18 protein-coding genes are annotated in these 16,686 nt (G+C 51.8%); 1 reads left to right on the top strand and 17 read right to left on the bottom strand.

Annotation, left to right across the window (positions count from 1 at the left end):
* Positions 1-43: 43 nt before the first annotated feature.
* The 6 genes from ACI32D_RS00410 to gmk all read right to left on the bottom strand — a co-directional run bounded on the left by ACI32D_RS00410 (position 44) and on the right by gmk (position 6,354).
* The gene (locus ACI32D_RS00410; protein WP_270447708.1) at positions 44-799 is read right to left on the bottom strand and encodes a Stp1/IreP family PP2C-type Ser/Thr phosphatase; all 756 of its coding nucleotides are present in this window, start codon (positions 797-799) and stop codon (positions 44-46) included.
* A gap of 5 nt (positions 800-804) precedes the next feature.
* Positions 805-2,121: a 16S rRNA (cytosine(967)-C(5))-methyltransferase RsmB gene (rsmB, locus tag ACI32D_RS00405; RefSeq protein WP_439774709.1), complete on the bottom strand. Its 1,317-nt coding sequence runs from the start codon at positions 2,119-2,121 to the stop codon at positions 805-807.
* Positions 2,111-3,058 carry a methionyl-tRNA formyltransferase gene (gene fmt / locus ACI32D_RS00400; RefSeq protein ID WP_439774708.1) on the bottom strand — a complete coding sequence of 316 codons (948 nt, stop codon included), beginning with the start codon at positions 3,056-3,058 and terminating at the stop codon, positions 2,111-2,113. The genes rsmB and fmt overlap by 11 nt, the downstream gene beginning before the upstream one ends.
* Positions 3,059-3,071: 13 nt before the next feature.
* Positions 3,072-5,453 carry a primosomal protein N' gene (priA, locus tag ACI32D_RS00395; RefSeq protein ID WP_439774707.1) on the bottom strand — a complete coding sequence of 794 codons (2,382 nt, stop codon included), beginning with the start codon at positions 5,451-5,453 and terminating at the stop codon, positions 3,072-3,074.
* Between the two features lie 63 nt (positions 5,454-5,516).
* On the bottom strand, positions 5,517-5,738 hold the full coding sequence (rpoZ, locus tag ACI32D_RS00390; protein ID WP_439774706.1) for a DNA-directed RNA polymerase subunit omega: 222 nt from the start codon (positions 5,736-5,738) through the stop codon (positions 5,517-5,519).
* Position 5,739: 1 nt separating this feature from the next.
* On the bottom strand, positions 5,740-6,354 hold the full coding sequence (gene gmk, locus ACI32D_RS00385) for a guanylate kinase (protein ID WP_300616186.1): 615 nt from the start codon (positions 6,352-6,354) through the stop codon (positions 5,740-5,742).
* Positions 6,355-6,528: 174 nt separating this feature from the next.
* Here gmk and ACI32D_RS00380 point away from each other — a divergent pair, with 174 nt between their 5' ends.
* A complete protein-coding gene (locus tag ACI32D_RS00380) occupies positions 6,529-6,834 on the top strand; it encodes a hypothetical protein (RefSeq protein ID WP_439774705.1) in 306 nt (101 codons plus the stop codon).
* A gap of 61 nt (positions 6,835-6,895) precedes the next feature.
* Here the strand turns inward: ACI32D_RS00380 and ACI32D_RS00375 are convergent, their stop codons facing one another.
* The 11 genes from ACI32D_RS00375 to ACI32D_RS00325 all read right to left on the bottom strand — a co-directional run.
* Positions 6,896-8,512 (bottom strand): peptide ABC transporter substrate-binding protein, encoded by a 1,617-nt coding sequence (locus ACI32D_RS00375; RefSeq protein WP_439774704.1) that lies wholly within the window; start codon positions 8,510-8,512, stop codon positions 6,896-6,898.
* A 221-nt stretch (positions 8,513-8,733) separates the two neighbouring features.
* Positions 8,734-10,419, bottom strand: coding sequence for a DNA repair protein RecN (gene recN / locus ACI32D_RS00370; RefSeq protein WP_439774703.1), 1,686 nt, complete (start codon positions 10,417-10,419; stop codon positions 8,734-8,736).
* A 21-nt stretch (positions 10,420-10,440) separates the two neighbouring features.
* Positions 10,441-11,256, bottom strand: a complete 816-nt coding sequence (locus ACI32D_RS00365) for a TlyA family RNA methyltransferase (protein WP_439774702.1) — start codon at positions 11,254-11,256, stop codon at positions 10,441-10,443.
* Positions 11,256-12,119, bottom strand: coding sequence for a polyprenyl synthetase family protein (locus ACI32D_RS00360; protein ID WP_439774701.1), 864 nt, complete (start codon positions 12,117-12,119; stop codon positions 11,256-11,258). Before ACI32D_RS00360 ends, ACI32D_RS00365 begins: the two co-directional genes overlap by 1 nt.
* Positions 12,120-12,123: 4 nt before the next feature.
* Positions 12,124-12,363, bottom strand: a complete 240-nt coding sequence (locus ACI32D_RS00355) for an exodeoxyribonuclease VII small subunit (RefSeq protein WP_002879682.1) — start codon at positions 12,361-12,363, stop codon at positions 12,124-12,126.
* Positions 12,356-13,726 carry an exodeoxyribonuclease VII large subunit gene (gene xseA / locus ACI32D_RS00350; protein WP_439774700.1) on the bottom strand — a complete coding sequence of 457 codons (1,371 nt, stop codon included), beginning with the start codon at positions 13,724-13,726 and terminating at the stop codon, positions 12,356-12,358. Before xseA ends, ACI32D_RS00355 begins: the two co-directional genes overlap by 8 nt.
* Positions 13,713-14,564: a bifunctional methylenetetrahydrofolate dehydrogenase/methenyltetrahydrofolate cyclohydrolase gene (locus ACI32D_RS00345; RefSeq protein WP_439774699.1), complete on the bottom strand. Its 852-nt coding sequence runs from the start codon at positions 14,562-14,564 to the stop codon at positions 13,713-13,715. Before ACI32D_RS00345 ends, xseA begins: the two co-directional genes overlap by 14 nt.
* Before the next feature lie 46 nt (positions 14,565-14,610).
* Positions 14,611-15,009, bottom strand: coding sequence for a transcription antitermination factor NusB (gene nusB / locus ACI32D_RS00340; protein WP_439774698.1), 399 nt, complete (start codon positions 15,007-15,009; stop codon positions 14,611-14,613).
* Entirely contained in the window at positions 15,009-15,443 is a 435-nt protein-coding gene (locus tag ACI32D_RS00335; protein WP_004560645.1) for an Asp23/Gls24 family envelope stress response protein, read from the bottom strand. Before ACI32D_RS00335 ends, nusB begins: the two co-directional genes overlap by 1 nt.
* Before the next feature lie 19 nt (positions 15,444-15,462).
* A complete protein-coding gene (gene efp / locus ACI32D_RS00330) occupies positions 15,463-16,029 on the bottom strand; it encodes an elongation factor P (RefSeq protein ID WP_035174949.1) in 567 nt (188 codons plus the stop codon).
* Between the two features lie 69 nt (positions 16,030-16,098).
* Positions 16,099-16,686: M24 family metallopeptidase (locus ACI32D_RS00325; protein ID WP_439774697.1), on the bottom strand; the 588-nt coding region annotated here is incomplete at its 5' end.

The following is a 16,686-nucleotide window of genomic DNA, read 5'->3' as shown; positions in this document are numbered from 1 at the left end:
CAGGGTGTCGACGATCCGGTAGCGGTCTCCGAGCAAATAACCTTTATTGATCACTCGCGCCATCCTCCTCATTTACGGCCAGGCAGACGGTAATATTGTCGCCGCCGCCCAGACGATTGGCTTCATTGACCAACTTGTTGCACCTCTCCTGCAGGTTTAGGCCCTTGGTTGCCAAAACCTGTTGAATCAAAGGATCCGATAGGGAATTGGTCAAGCCGTCAGTACAGAGAAGGAACACGTCGTCAGTCTTCATTTCAAGTTCATTATATTCCGGATCAATAGTGCTTGAAACGCCTAAGGCTTGAGTGATGATATTTTTCTGAGGGTGGGTCTTCGCCTGTTCTTTGGTGATCTGCCCCATCTTGACCAGTTCGTTGACTAAGGAGTGGTCTTCGGTGATTTGGCGGAAATTCCCTTCAGAGTAGCTGTAGGCCCGGGAGTCGCCCAGGTGGGCAATCAAGACTTCCTGGTCAAAGAAAATTGCCAGGACAATCGTCGTCCCCATCCCATTCAAATCAGGGAAGCGGTCTGCGGCCTTCAGAATCGTTTCGTTTTCTGAGCGCAGCTGGACGTCCAGCCACTTTCTGGCCAGATTCTTGTCGTGCAGGTCGGTATTGGCGAAGTTGTGGCCCAGGTGGCTGACCGCCATCGTGGATGCCACGTCGCCGCCCTGGTGACCTCCCATCCCATCGCAGACGATGGCCATGGTTACCCCAACGCGATTTTGAAAAATCTGCACGAAGTCTTGATTGCTCTCTCTAACTCTACCAATGCTTGAAGCAAATGCCGTTTTAATCACAAGTACTAACCCCTTGTCGTAAACTTGGCAATGAAAAATCCATCACTGTTGTAGCTGTCGGGCAGGATCTTCAGCATCCCTTTGGGAGCCGAGATCTTTGCCGTTTCAAATGGTTTCAATGCAAAATCTGGATGCGCGGCTAAAAATTTCCGCACGTTTTCTTCGTTTTCTTCTACAGAGATTGAGCAGGTGGAGTAGACTAACTCCCCGCCCTTTTTCAGCAAGCCGGCTACTTCATTCAAAATATCCAGTTGGATCTCAGCCAAATGGCTGATGTCTTCCGCCGTTTTCGTATAGCGGATTTCCGGCTTGCGGCGCAGCAGTCCCAGACCGGAACATGGTGCGTCTATCAATATCTTATCAAATTCTTGCCCGGAAAAATACTCCCTTGCCTTCCGCGCGTCCAAAGCTTTGACCTTGACCCGATCAGCAACCCGCATTCTGGCGGCATTTTCCTTGACCAGGCGCAATTTCTTTTCATGGATATCCAGGGCCGTAACTTGTCCTTCTGGCACTTGTTCAGCTATTTGGATGGTCTTGCCGCCCGGGGCGCTGCAGGCATCAAGGGCCTGTTCGTTTCCCTTAAAGTCAAAGGCTTCCGCTACCAGGCTGGCTGCTTCGTCTTGCACCGTAACTTCACCATCTTTGAAAAAGTCGGTCAAAACGATTCCGCCCCGGCTTAAGGCATAGCTGCGGCTGGCCAAAGGCGACTCCTTAGGAGCAAAATGTGCCCGGTCCAGGTCCCGGACGACTCTTTTTTCATCAGCCAAAGCAGAAATCCGGATTTCGTTTTTGGCCTTGCTGTTGAAGCTGGCCATGATTTTTTCCGCCCGGCTCTTGCCCCAGTTGGCCACGAAATAGTCACTCAGCCAAAGGGGCATGCTGCACTTCACGCTGAGATAGTCTGGCGCGTCTTTTTCCGGCAGGACTTCCCCCCGCCGCAATAGCGAGCGCAAGATCCCGTTGACCAGGCGGTAGCCGCTGGACTTAGGCCGGCCATAAGCCTTGGCCAGCTTGTTGGCTTCGTCTAAGACTGCCCGGTCCGGTACCTTGTCCAAAAAGAAGATCTGGTAGGCCGACATCAATAATAGTGGCTTGATATACGGCTCTCTCAGCCGGGCCTTGACCAGGTCCTTAAGCTGGTATTCCAGGTAAAGCTGGTATTGGATGGTTCCATAGACCAAGTTGGTAGCCAGCCGGCTCTCTTCGGCCGGCAGCTTCGCCGCTTTCAGAGCGTGGTTTAAGCTGATGTTTGAATATGAGCCCTGGTTGATAACCTTCATCAAGGTGTCCAGGGCCACGGTGCGGGCGTTAGTCTTCATCTACGATCTTTTCTCCTGCTGCAAACTTCTTCCCCTGCCCGTTCAAAAAGTCCTTGATGGCCATGGCCTTCTTGCCATTTGGCTGGACTTCAAGCAGGTTCAAGACCGTGTTGCCGGCAAAGCTGATGGCAAAGCGGCCCTGGTTGGTCAAGAGGTGGCCAGCTGGCAGACTGGTATTGTCATCAGCTACTTCCGCCTTCCAAACCTTTAAGCGCTGGCCCTTGATGACCAGGTAGGCGCCGGGGTCCGGGTTGAGGGCCCGGATCAAGTCCTTGGCCTCCTTGGCCGTCAATTTCAAGGAAATTCTCTCCTCAGCCTTGCTGATGGTTGGAGAAAAGACTACCTGGCTTGGATCTTGCGGCTTTTTGACAATTTCGCCACTAGCAATCTTTGGCAGAGTTTCCAAAAGCAGGTCCCGGCCAAGAGGAGCCAGTTCCGCGAAAACTTCCCCGCTGGTTTCATCTGGTCTGATCGGCAGGCTGGCCTGGGCGTACATGTCGCCGGCGTCCATTTCTTTGACCATTTCCATGATGGTCACCCCGGTTTCGGCATCCCCGTTTCTGACTGCATACTGGATCGGTGCCCCGCCCCGGTATTTCGGCAAAAGGGACCCGTGCACGTTGACGGCCGCGATTTTAGCTGACTTTAGAAATTTTGTCGGCAAAAACTGGCCAAAGGCAGCAGTGATGATGAAATCTGCTTCAAGCTGCAGCAATTCATCAAGTTCAGCTGACTTAGACAGACGGACTGGCTGATAAAGGGGCAAGTTGTTGGCCAAAGCCACTTCCTTAACCGGAGAAAAGACAACCTTCTGCTTGCGGCCAACCTTCTTGTCTGGCTGGGTTACCACGGCCAAAATATTATAACCGGCCTTGATCAGGCCTTCCAAAACTGTAGCGCCGAATTGCGGCGTCCCTAAAAAGATTACTGAATTCACGTTTATTGTTCCTTTACATAATTCTCTCTGGCTCTGAATCGATCTCAACAGTCAGGCCGTACTTTTTCACTTCCTGGGCCTGGTCCTGGATCTGGTGCAAGAGCTCATTTAAGTGTTTTTCTCTTTTATATTTTACCAGTATTTGGTAATAATACTGGCTCTTTAAGCGGCTGATTGTTGCCGGAGCCGGACCAAGGATAATGGTTGGCGCCCGCAACTCTCTTTGCAATTGGTGCTTGATTTTAAAAGCCTCCCTAGCCGCGTTTTGCTCATTTTTGGCCGAAACGGAGATTAAGACCGTGTAAAAGTAAGGCGGGTAGTCGCCGGCATGGCGGACCTGCATTTCTTTGGCATAAAAAAGCTCATAGTCCTGCTTTTGGGCCAGGCGGATGGCATAGTGGTCCGGATTATAAGTCTGGATCATGACCTGCCCTTCCTTATCAGCCCGCCCGGCCCGGCCAGCAACTTGCGTGAGCAATTCAAAAGTCCGCTCAGAAGCATTGTAGTCGGGCAGCCACAAGCCGGTGTCGGCATTGATCACCCCAACCAAAGTCACGTTGGGGAAGTCCAGTCCCTTGGCAATCATCTGCGTGCCCAGCAAGATATCGGCTTCTCCCTGGCCAAAACTGGTCAAAATCTTGTCATAGCTGCCCTTTCTCCGGGTCGTGTCGACGTCCATGCGGAGAATTTTGGCTTGAGGAAAAAGCTCAGCCAGCTCTTCTTGCACCTTCTGCGTCCCCGTTCCTAAAAAGCGGATCTGCCGGTCCCGGCAGTTTGGGCAAATTTCCGGAACAGCTTCTTGGTAGCCGCAGTAGTGGCATTGCATGGTCCAAGTATCCTTGTGCATGGTCAAGGACAAGTCGCAGTTGGGGCACTTCAAAACAAAGCCGCAATTGCGGCAGAGCATGAAGTTGGCAAAGCCCCGCCGGTTTAAAAGCAGAATCACCTGCTCTTTTTTCTCCAGCCGCTTTTGAATCGCCTCAGCCAAAGGACAAGAGATGTCAAACTGGCTGCCGGCAAACTGCACGTGCTTTAAGTCAAGCAAGTCGACTCGCGGCAGGGGCTGGCTCTTGGCCCGCTTTTTTAAGCGCAAAAGCTGGTAGACGCCCTTTTGGGCCCGGGCCCGGCTGGCCAAAGACGGAGTCGCGCTGCCCAAAATCAAGGGGCAGTGGTGGTAGCGGGACCGCCAAATCGCCACGTCCCGAGCATGGTAGCGGGGATTATTGTCCTGCTTATAGGAGCCTTCATGCTCCTCATCGATAATAATCAAGCCCAGATTGTCCAAAGGGGCAAAAACCGCGCTTCTGGCACCCACGACCACCTGGGCCTGGCCCCGGCGGATCCTGCGCCATTCATCATAGCGCTCCCCTTCCGACAAGGCCGAGTGCAAAACCGCCACCTGCTGGCCAAAGCGGGCCTGAACCTGCTTGACCATCTGGGGGGTCAGGGAAATTTCCGGCACCAGCATCAAGGCTGTCCTGCCCAAGGTTAAAGTCTGGCTGATCGCCTGCAGGTAGACTTCGGTTTTCCCGGAACCGGTCACCCCTTCCAAAAGAAAGGTCTGGCTGACCCGGCCCTTGATGTCCTGGCTGACCCGGCTTAAGGCCGCGGCCTGCTCGTCATTTAAGTCCAGGGGGCGGCTGGGCGCAACCGGCTTGGTTGGCCGCCGGTATTTTTCCTGCTCTTTTTCCTGCAGCCATTTTTTGCTGACAGCCGTTTTCAAAGTAGCTGAACTGATGCCCAGGCCGGTCAACTGCTCCCGGCTTTTTGGATAGTCAGCCATGTTCTCGGCCAAATCGACCAGCAATTTCCTTTGCTGGCTGGCCGTCTTCCTGCTTTTTGCAAAAATCTCCTGGTAATCAAGAGCAGTTAACAGAGGATAGTAGACCGAAACCAGCTTCTTTTTAGCCTTGTTTTCAACCAGGTATTCAATCCTGGCATCCCCCTTGTCAAGGAGCTGCTTGACCAGCTTGATCAAGCGCGGCTCTTCCAGCTTAGCCAAATCTACCGGATCCCCGGCAAAAAGGGGCAGCTGCTCTGCCCGCTGGCTGTTTGGCAGGAGGATTTTCCGGTAATTGGCCCGCATGACGCCCGGCAGCATGGTTTTCAAGATGCTGATCCGGTAGGCAAAAATCTGCTGGGCTAAGTCGCTGGACAAGGCAACCAGCTCGGGAGTCAAAGGTGGCATTTCATCGACCACTAAAAGCAGGTCCTTTAATTGGCCGGTAAAGTCACTGCTTTTTTTCACGGCAACGACAAAGCCCTGGACCTTGCGGCGGCCAAAAGGTACTACCACCCGGCTGCCAACTTCAGCTTCCAGGCCATCAGGGATATGGTATTCAAAAACGCGGTCGGTCTGATGGGCGGCCACATCGACGATAACTTCTGCGATCAAGTCTTTCACCCCTTTCTTAACGCTAAAAAAGGAGCGGGCTTCAGGTCCGCTCCTCTTCAAGGATTATTCTTCGGCTTCACCGTGAGGTTCAACGTCAATCGTTACCTTGCCGGCAGCAATTTCTTCCAATGCTTGGCCGACTGGCTTCAAGTTGTGGTAGTTGTCCAAAGCGCCCGGCTTGCCGGCTTCCAATTCGTGAGCCCGCTTGGCAGCCAGAACTGACAGTGAGTATCTTGAATCGATTTCATCTAGCAGCTTGTCAATTGATGGATAGGTAATTCTCATCTTAGTCCTCCTTAACCATTTTCCGATAATCGTCGATCACGCGCTTGACGCTGACGTGTTCAGCGTCAACGATTGCTTTAATGTGGTTGACGGCGTTAGCAACAGTGTCGTTGACTACCGCGTAGTCATAGTCCTGCATCACCAGAATTTCCTTGCGCGCTTGGGCAATTCTGCCCCGAATCACGTCTTCGGATTCAGTGCCCCGGTGTTCCAGCCGGTCTCTTAAGGTGTGCAGGTCAGGCGGCGTCAAGAAAATAAAGACGCCATCTGGCATTTGTTGGCGAACCGTTCTGGCCCCGTTGACATCGATTTCCAGCAGAACATCCTTGCCGGCAGCCAGCATTTCCTTGACCGGACCCAAAGGGGTGCCGTAAAGGTTGCCAACGTATTCGTTGTATTCCAGCAGCTGATTGTCAGCGATGGCCTGCTTGAATTCTTCTCTGGTCACGAAGTAGTAGTCTTTCCCGTTCACTTCGCCTTCACGGGGCTTGCGGGTAGTCATTGAGACTGAGTATTCGAAGGGAAAGACCTTGTGTTCAACAATTGCGCTTTTGACGGTTCCCTTGCCAACCCCGGACGGGCCGGACAAAACCAACAGTAATCCTTTATCTGCCATGATAGCTCCTTTTTTTGACTAGTAATTCTATTTTGGACCATAAGCGCCTTCTGATCAAGTCTTAAGGCCGAAAAAAGCTTTTTTAAAAAAGGGGCTTGCTTTTTCGAATATTCGTTCGTATAATATGTTTACAAACAGGCGTTCGAAAATTATTTACTTAAAGGAGTCTTCATCATGTCCCAATTTCAAACTTTTGCCAGACAAGCCGCCCAGCCCCTCAAGAAGGCCTTTCATTATCTCTTTGCCTATGACGAAGACCGGCTCACCCTCCGCGGCGACAGCCTGGCCGTTAACTTAGCCAAGCTGCAGCTGGCCTTCTTGAAAAGGCAGTATCTTCTGGTCACCTTGAATGATGGCAGCTGGCGGGTCGGCAAGATCACTAAGCGGATTTCACCCAGCCGCTTCGTTTTCCGTGACGCCGACAACAAGATTTTTTACCTGCTTGACATTAATGACATTTTAACAGTTGAGCTGCCTTAAAGCAAAAAAGGGTCTGTTTTCTCCAGACTCTTTTTGCACTTATGTTCTTGTTTATCTTTCGTTACTTTACGCTGGCGTACTTGAACTGCCAACCGCCCAGGTTGTCGTTATAGACGTTCTTGATTTCCGGTCTGATCAAGTAAGCAGTTGAGATGTAGTAGATTGGGGTGATCCCTTCATCCTCAAGTAAGATGGCTTCAGCTTTTTGCAAGTCGCTCACCCGCTGGCTGCTGTCGCCGGTCGTCTTGGAATCAGCGATCAAGCGGTCGTATTCGCTGTTAGACCACTTGCCGTAGTTTCTGCTGTTGTTGCTGGTCAGGAGGTCCAGGAAGGAAATAGCGTCGTTGAAGTCGGCGATCCAGGTGGAAACCATGACGTCGAACTTCCCTTCTTCCCGGCGGGCCATCCGGGTCTTAAACGGCACGGTCGTGGTTTCAACCTTGATCTTGCCCAGAGTCTGAGTTAATTCGCTCTGCAGGGCTTCAACCGTCTTCTTGCCGGAATCAGTGTCATCAGCCATGATGGAAATCGTGATGGATGACTTGCCCAGTTCTGCCAGGCCCTTATTAAAGAGCTTCTTGGCTTCAGTTTTGCTGTACTTGTTGTAAGCTTCTGAGCTCTTGGCAACGCCGCTGGTGTATTCACTGTCACCGACATACATTACGCCCTTGGCCGTAAAGGTCTTGGCTGGCTGGTTGTTGCCGCCTAAAGTGCTGCAGAGACCAGAGCGGTCAATCGCCATAGAGATTGCCCGGCGGATGTTGACGTTGGCCAGGTTCTTGTCTTCTTGCAGGTTGTATTGCAGATAGGCCGTCCCACCGTTGTTAATCAGCTGGAAGCCAGGCTTTTTAGACAGTTGCTTGGTCTGGGAAGAGTCCAGGCTGAGGGCGTCCAGCTTGTTTGACTGGTAGAGGTTGTAGGCAGTTGACGGCGTCTTCTGCACGCTCCAGTCAATCTGCTGGATTTTGACATTCTTCTTGTCCCAGTAGTACTTGTTCTTGACCATCTTCCAGGAGAGGTTGGAACCCGTCCAGCCCTTTTGAACATACGGGCCGTTATAAAGCATGTACTTTGAAGCTGTCCCGTAGTTTGACCCGTACTTCTTGACAGCCTTTTCCGCCTGCGGGAAGAAGAGGGCGAAGGCCATCAAATTCTTGAAGTATGGAATCCGCCGGTCCAAAGTCACGACCAGCTTGTAGTCGCCTTCTGCCTTAATACCCAGGCTGGATAAAGGCTTCTTGCCGGCAGTAATTGCCGTGGCATTTTTGATGCCTTCAAACAAGTAGGCATATTCTGAAGCCGTCTTGGGGTCGACCGTTCTTCGCCAGGAATAGACAAAGTCCTTGGCTGTAACCGGACTGCCGTCGCTCCACTTGGACTTGCGCAGGGTAAAAGTATAGGTCTTGCCGTCCTTGGAAACGGTGCTGCTGGTGGCTAAGCCTGGCATCAGCTTGCCATTTTTGCCAGTCCGGTACAAGCCTTCCATCGTGTTTCTGAGCTGGTCGAAGCTGACGGTATCGCTGGCCTTGGACATGTCGATGGTCGAAATTTCAGCTGAAGCTGACCAAGAGAATTCCTGCTTCTTGCTGCCTTGACTGCTGGATTTACCGCAGGCAGTCAGCATAACCATTGACAGGGCCGCCAAAGCCAGCGGCGCTTTATTTTTTATGGATCTCATTTTTTCGTCCTCTCTTTCTTGCAGATTTTACACTGTTTCCAGAAACACATCACTTTTTCTGGAAACTTCTTTAAAATCATATTAAAATAGAGATTATCCATTGTCAATAATTTTTACCTGCGGATAAAGTGAAAATTATGTTTTCTTCCCATTAGCATGCAAAAAACTCTCTTGCCTTTTGGCAAGAGAGTAATTTTTTGCTTATTTCTTCTAGCTGTTTTTTAATCTTGTTGCTGGCTGGCAATCAAGTCAGCAGCGTTTTGCTCAGCTGCCTCACTGACATTGGCACCGGCCATCATCTGGGCGATCATCTTGACGCTGCTGTCTTCATCAAGCTCCTTGACCTGAGTAAAGGTCTCGCCTTCTGCAACGGTCTTGGCGATAGCAAAGCGGTGATCGGCACTGGCCGCTACCTGCGGAGAGTGAGTGATGGCAATAACCTGCTTTTGGCCGGCAATTGCGTGCATCTTCTTGCCGATAGCCGCTGCCACTCGGCCGGAAACCCCGGTGTCAATTTCGTCAAAGACCATGGTGCCGACCGGTTCAACCCGGGAGAAGATAGCCTTCAAGGCCAAAATCAGCCGGGACTGTTCCCCGCCAGAAACGATCTTAACCAAAGGCATCAATTCTTCGCCTGGGTTTGGCGCGATGTAGAAGGCCAGGTCGTCCGTCCCCTTGACCGTGAAAATGTCGGTCTTAGCAAAGCGGATGGAGAAGCGGGCCTTGTCCATGTACAGATCGGCCAGTTCATGCTTGATTGCTTCTTCCAGCTTCAAGGCTGTAGCTTCTCTGGCCTGGTGGAGGTCGCTAGCCAGGACTGACATTTTTTCCTCAACGGCTGCAATCTGCTTGACCAGTTCTTCCTCGTCAAGGCCGCCAGTTTCAAACTGGCTGAGTTCCTGGGAGACTTTTTCATAAAAATTAAAGACGTCAGCCAGGCTTGGACCATACTTCTTCTTCAAGTTGTTTAAGAGGTCCAGGCGGTTTTGCACATACTGATAGCGCTCTTCGTCAAATTCCAGGCTGTCCATGATGTCGCCAAGTTCTGAACGGGCATCGCTCAGCGAATATACCCCGTCAGTAATGGACTGGGCCACGTTCTTGAAGTCCTTGTCCAGGTCAGCTAAGTCTTCTGCCGTCCCCTGGGCATCCCCCAGCAGGCTGGTCAAGCCGTGCTCGTCGTCGTCAAAAAGCTGGATCATGAAGTTGGCGGATTCGGCAATCTTTTGGTAGTTGTTCAGCTTGTTGAACTCATCTTCCAAATCCTGGTCTTCATGTTCATCCGTCAGATCTGCCTGGGTGAGTTCTTCGACCTGGAACTGAAGAATGTCCTGGCGCTGGGCCAGTTCCCGGCTGTCGCGGCGCAAGTGCTCCAGGCGCTGGTTGAGGGCCAGCCAGGACTGGTATTCAGCTTGGTACTTGGCTAAAAGGGGCTTAAAGTCCTTGCCCGCGTATTCATCAACCAGGTCAATCTGCCGGCTTTGGTCCATCAGCATCTGCTGGTCATTTTGGCCATGGATGTCGACGAGGTACTCGCCGATTTTTGCCAAAGCAGTGATGGTGGTCAGTTGCCCGTTGATCCGGATGACGTTGCGGCCCTTGCTGGAGATCTCCCGGCTGATGATCAAGTCATCGCCGTCCATCGGCAGGCCGTAATCAGCCGCAATCTGCTCAACTTCCCGCATTTCATCGTCTTGCAGGGTAAAAAGGCCGGTCACTACTGCCTTGCTCTGGCCAGATCTGACCATTTCTTTTTGGGCCCGGTGGCCTAGCAAAAGGGAGAGTGCATCGATCAAGATGGACTTGCCGGCCCCGGTTTCCCCGATCAAGACGGTCATTTGCGGCTGAAACTTGATTTTCAGACTCTTAATGATGGCAAAATTTTGGATATCCAATTCCACAAGCATAAGCGTCCCACAGCATCCTTTCTACAGCCCCTGGGCAGCCCGGTCAACCAGCTCGCTGACTGAGCCGGACCAGAGATTCTGCCCTGGATTTGCCTGGTCCTTTTTCAAGTGAATCAAAAATTCAATATTCCCCTTGCCGCCCTTGATTGGCGAATAGTCAACGCCCAAAATGGAAAAGCCGATTTCCAGGGCCTTGACCATGGTGTGTTCAATCACGGCTTGGTGAACCGCGTGGTCACGGACAATCCCGTGCTTGCCGACATTTTCCGGACCTGCCTCAAACTGGGGCTTGATCAAGCAGACGGCATCCCCTTGGTCTTTCAAGATTTCATACATTGGCGGCATGATCAAGTCCAGGGAAATAAAGGACACGTCCGTCATGGCAAAGTCCGGCAGGCCTTCGGTAAAGTCGGCTGGAACCGAGTAGCGGAAGTTCTGTCGCTCCATCACCACCACCCGGGGGTCATCCCGAAGCTGCCAGGCCAGTTGGTTGTAGCCCACGTCCAAGGCATAGACCAGCTTGGCCCCGTTTTGCAAGGCCACGTCGGTAAAGCCCCCTGTTGAAGCCCCAATATCCAGGCAGATCTTGTCTTTTAAGTCAATATTCCAGACCTTGACCGCTTTTTCTAATTTGAAGCCGCCCCGGGAAACATACTTGAGCTTGTCTTTTTTAATGAAAAATTCTTCATCAACCGGAAACTTCTCCCCGGCCTTGTCGATCCGCTGGTGGTTATGGTCAGTCACCAGCCCCGCCATGATGGCTCTTTGCGCCTGGGTTCTGGAGTTAAAAATTCCCTTGGCGGCCAATAATACGTCCGCGCGTTCTTTACTTGCCATTAAAGCACCTTCTGATACAAATCCAAAAAGCCCAGCAAAACTTCTGCCTTTTCCCCGGCCAGATCAGCCTTGCCCATTTCAATCAGCTGCTTGAGCTCCTGTCTAGTTGCTTCAGCCCCCAGCATGGTCAAGCTGTTGTTCTTGCCAACTTCTTGATCCTTATGGGTCGCCTTGCCCGCTTCTTCCTGGCTTTCAACGATATCTACCAGGTCATCATAGAGCTGGTAAGAGCGACCAAAGTGCTTGGCAAAGGCCAGGTACTTTTGGGCCTGCTGGTCTGGGCAAGCGGCTAAAGCCGTGGCCATCTGGACGCTGGCCAAAATCAAGCAGCCGGTCTTCAGCCATTCCATATGGTCAATTACTTCTTCGCTGCTGTCTTCAGTGTTGGTGGTGTCGATGTCCAGGTACTGGCCAGCCACCATCCCCTTAGGACCCACTGCTTCAGTGATGATCTCGACCAGCTTCCAGTTGTGTTCAGCCTGGGCGATCCACTGGATGCCTAAGGGCTGGAGGGCATCCCCAGCCAAGATAGCTTCAGCCTCGCCCCACTTCTTGTGGCTGGTCAATTTCCCCCGCCGATAGTCATCATTGTCCATGGCCGGCAGGTCATCGTGGATCAAAGAATAGGTATGGATCAGTTCAATGCCGCAGGCTGCCTGGATTTCTTTTTCCGTGATTTCAATGCCCAAGGCGTCCAAAGTTGCCAAAAAAAGCAGGGGCCGCAGGCGCTTACCCCCGGCCATGACTGAATAAGCCATGATTTCGGCAAAGCGGGGGTCATCGCTTTCCTTTGGCAGTTGCCCCTTTAAAAAATCATTGACTATCGGCGTGTACTTAGCTTGAAATTCTTTAAAAGTTGTCATGATCTTATTCCTTTGGCGCTGAGGCATCAGTTGGGTCAAGTTCCTTCTCGCTGCCATCTGATTCAATCAACTTGGCCACGGTGTTCTCCGCCTTGGTCAATTCCTGCTTCAATTCCCGGCTCAGCTTGACCCCAGTTTGGAACTGGGCCAATGATTCTTCTAATGACAACTGGCCATTTTCCAGCTGACCAACGATTTCCTGCAGCTCCTTGAGCTGACTTTCAAAATTGTTCTTTTCAGTCATTTTTTTCTTCCTTAATTTCTTCAATCCGGCCGATCGCCTGGCCATCCTTTAAGTGCAGGCGAACCTGGTCGCCTGGCGACAATTGCTGAACTGACTTGACCACGGTGCCGCTTGCGTCAGTCGTGTAGCTGTAGCCCCGGGCCAGGGTCTTTAAAGGACTATAGTCGTCCAGCTGCTGGACGGCCTGCCGGCAGGCGGCCTGCTTTTGCTCCAGAATCCGCTTGATCCCCAGCTCCAGGCTCTTGGCCAGGTAATTATTTTCCTGCTTGAGCTGCTTGATCCGCCGGTCTGGAGCCTGGTGCTGAAGGCGCTGGGTCAAAAGGCTGAGCTTTTGGCTTTGGTCTTTGACAATAACTTCCATCATCCGGTTCAGCTGCTGGGACAATTGGTCGACCTGCTGCATTTTCTGCTCATAGAGGCGCTGGGGTTCTTTCATGATAAAAGAATTTTCCAGCTGGGCCAAAGCCTGGGCCCGGACCTGAATAACGGCCCGGATATCAGTCAAAAGCCTGGTCTGCAGCTGGCCGATCTCAGCCAGGACCCGGGTCAGATCCGGCGTCGCCATTTCAGCGGCTGCTGTTGGCGTAGCTGCCCGGCAATCGGCGGCCAGGTCGCAAAGAGTCGTGTCTGTTTCGTGGCCAACTGAGGAAATCACCGGCATTTTCATGGCGTAAACCTGCCGGACCACTTCTTCTTCGTTAAAAGGCCACAGGTCTTCTAACGACCCGCCACCCCGGCCGATAATGAGCACGTCATATTCATCTGCCCGGACTTGAATCTGCTGCATGGCGGAAACCAGGCTGCCGGCCGCGCCCTCTCCCTGCACCTGGGCCGGGAAAAGGTCGATTTCAGCGTGCGGGAAGCGGCGGTTAGCCGTTACCATGATGTCGTGGATGACTGCCCCAGAGGCTGAAGTCACAACCGCGATCTTATCTGGAAAAAGGGGCAGAGGCCGCTTGTGCTCTTGGGCAAAAAGGCCTTCTTTAGCCAGTTTCTCCTGCAGCTGCTTGAAGCGCTCAAACAAGGCCCCCAAGCCGGCTGGTTCCATGCTTTTGGCATAAAACTGGTAGCTGCCCTGGGCCTCATAAGTTGACAGGCGGCCGGTCACGTAGACCTTCATCCCTTCTTCAGGCTCAAACTTGACTTTCTCAAAATCACCGCGGAACATTACCACATTGATTTTAGACTTGTCGTCTTTTAAAGAAAAGTACTGGTGACCACCTCTGCGGAAGCGGAAATTCGACAATTCCCCTTGGAGAAAAATTTGATGAAGGTAGGGATCTCGGTCAAACTTCTGCTTGACATACCAATTTAATTCACTGACAGTCAAGTACTTTTCTTCAGTCCCCTTAATCGAGTCCATGCTGTCTCCTTGTCAATTTAATGACTTCTTCCATTAAAAACTCTACCGTCAATGGACCAACCCCGCCGGGCACTGGCGTGATCCAGCTGGCCTTTTCTTTAACGGAATCAAAATCAACGTCGCCGACCAGGCGGCCGTCTACCCGGTTGATGCCCACATCGATCACCACGGCACCTTCTTTGACCATGTCAGCCTTGATCATTTCCGCCTTGCCAACCGCGCAGACCAAGATATCGGCCCGCTTAGTCAAGTCAGCCAGGTTCCGGCTGCGGGAGTGCAGGATTGAAACAGAAGCATTTCTTTCCAGCATCAAGGCGGCCAGAGGTTTGCCAACAATATTTGACCGGCCGACGATCACGGCGTTTTTGCCAGTCAAGTCAATTTGGTAGTGGTCTAAGAGGGCAATAATGCCGGCAGCCGTGGCTGGTTCAACAAAGTGCTTGCCCTGCCAAAGGCGGCCGATATTAGCCGGAGTCAAGCAGTCAACGTCCTTCTCTGGATCGATTCTTTCGATTACCCGGTCAGCATTGATCTGCGGGGGAACCGGCAATTGGACCATCAAGCTGGAAACTTCCGGGTCGGCATTCAAGCTGTCGATCAGCTTTAATACATCTTCTTCACTTTCATCAGCCGGCAATTGGTAGACCAGCTGCTTGATCCCCAGTTTCTCAGCCTTCCGTTTCTTGGAGGCGACATAGACCTTGCTGGCCGGGTCATCACCAATATTGATTACGCAGAGTTTAGGGCTGACTCCGTGTTCTTTTAAGGAAGCCACTTCGCTGCCTAACTTTTCGCCTAATTCCCGGGCCAGCTTCTTCCCGTCCAAAATTTCTCCCAAAATTGCCTCCTTAAGAAAAAAAGCCGGCAAAACGCCGGCTTAAAGATTATTCTTGCACAAAGTTTGCCAATATGCCATTGATGAAGGCCTTTGACTTCGGGTCATCAAACTCGTCACACAAATTCAAAGCCTCGTTGATGGCTGACCGGTCTTCAATAACCGGGCTGTACAGCATTTCGTACAGGGCTACTTCCAAAATCGCCAAGCTGGTCTTGCTCAACCGCTCCAAGCGCCAGCCTTGCTTCAAGTTAGCGGAAAGCTTGTCACGCAGTTCAGCCTGCTTGTCGATCACGCCGCTGACCAGTTCCTTGCTGTAGGCCGGCAAAGTATCCAAGTCCAAAGCAGACTTGACATTATCTTCCAATTCACTGGCCGTCAAGCTGGGATCCTGGTTGTACAGATAAATGGCTTGCAGTGCAATTCTTCGACTATCGTGTTGATTCATTACTTATCTTCTTCTTGATCGGGGAATAATGGTTGATCAGCATCTTCAAAGTTCTTTTCATCTTCAGGGAAGACGAGACCAACGACATGAACATCAATTGACTTCAAATTCATATCCGTCATCTGAGTCAGCTGCTGCTTCAAAGCTTCTTGAATCTTGCCCGCAACAGCTGGCACGTTGACGCCGTACTTGAGATATACGTAAACGTCAGCCGTCAGTTCGCCGTCTTCATCAACAGAGACGGCAACTCCCTTGCCCCGATCCTCGCGGCCAAAGACACGGCTCAAGCCTGACTTCAAGCCACCGCGCATCCCGGCAACGCCGTCGACCTTCTGAGCAGAAATGCCCAGAATGACTTCGAGTACCTGCAGGTCGATCTTGATTTGATCGCCCTCATCATTGCCGCTTAAAACGATTGTTGAATTATCAGCCATTTTTCCACCTCGAAAACTACTACTTAGAACGTGATACGTATGAACCGTCACTAGTGTTGATCGTCAGCACGTCACCAACGTTAATAAAGAATGGCACGGTGACAACCAAACCGGTTTCCATCGTAGCTGGCTTACCACCACCTGATGAGGTATCGCCGCGGATGCCTGGTTCGGTTTCAACGACTTCCAGGTCAACCGTGTTTGGCAGGTCCAGACCCAAGGTTTCACCATTGTGGGAAATAATGTTCACAATCATGTTTTCCTTCAGGTACTTGGCTTCCTGGTCAATCTGGGCGTTCGGCACTTCCAATTGCTCGTAAGTTGCCGTGTCCATGAAGACATAGCTTGAACCGTCGTTGTAAAGGTATTGCATTTGCCGGGTTTGAATGTCGGCCGTTTCAACCTTGGCAGTTGAACGGAAGGTGTATTCTTGAACAGCGCCGGTCCGCAAGCTCTTCAGCTTTGAACGAACGAAGGCACTACCCTTACCTGGCTTTACGTGCTGGAATTCAACGATACGCCACAGGTCGTTGTTGTATTCGATCGTGAGGCCGTTCTTGAATTCGTTAACAGAAATCATTGTCATCTGGTAAATCCCCCATTTCTACATCTTAAATTGTACCAATAAACACTAAATTTTACCATAAAAATAATCTTACAGGTGAATGAGTTCGTCCTTTGGCAAAGTTGACAAAACTTCCGGCATGTCGCCGTTAACCAAAATATCATCTTCGATCCGAACCCCGCCTTGCGGCAGGTAGATGCCTGGTTCAACCGTGTGCACGATTCCATTTTCCAGGGTCGTCTGGCTGAACAAAAATTCCGGCTGGCACATTTCGTGGATTTCCAGGCCGATCCCGTGGCCAATCCCGTGACCGAAGTATTGCCCGTAACCAGCGTCATTGATGTAGCCGCGGGCTGCCTGGTCAACATCCTTGCCAGTTGCCCCGACAACGGCGGCAGCAATCCCCCGCTTTTGGGCTTCCAAAACGATCTTGTAGATCTTTTCCAGTTCGTCTTCCACGCTGCCCAAAGCGTAAGTTCTGGTAATGTCGGCGGTGTAGCCGTTGTATGAGGCGGCCGCGTCAATTACGACCAGTTCATGCTCTTGCATCAAGCGGTCGCTGGCCACCCCGTGAGCCCAGGAAGACCGCGGACCGGAAGCGATGATTGAGTCATAGCCCGGGCCGTCGCCGCCGTATAACTTGAAGAGGTAGTCGAGCTTGGCGCCCACGTCTCTTTC

The organism is Lactobacillus sp. (genome assembly GCF_051873315.1).
Taxonomy (GTDB): Bacteria; Bacillota; Bacilli; order Lactobacillales; family Lactobacillaceae; genus Lactobacillus.
The sequence above is the reverse complement of the archived record's forward strand: the minus strand, read 5'-3'. Positions and strand labels throughout refer to the sequence as shown.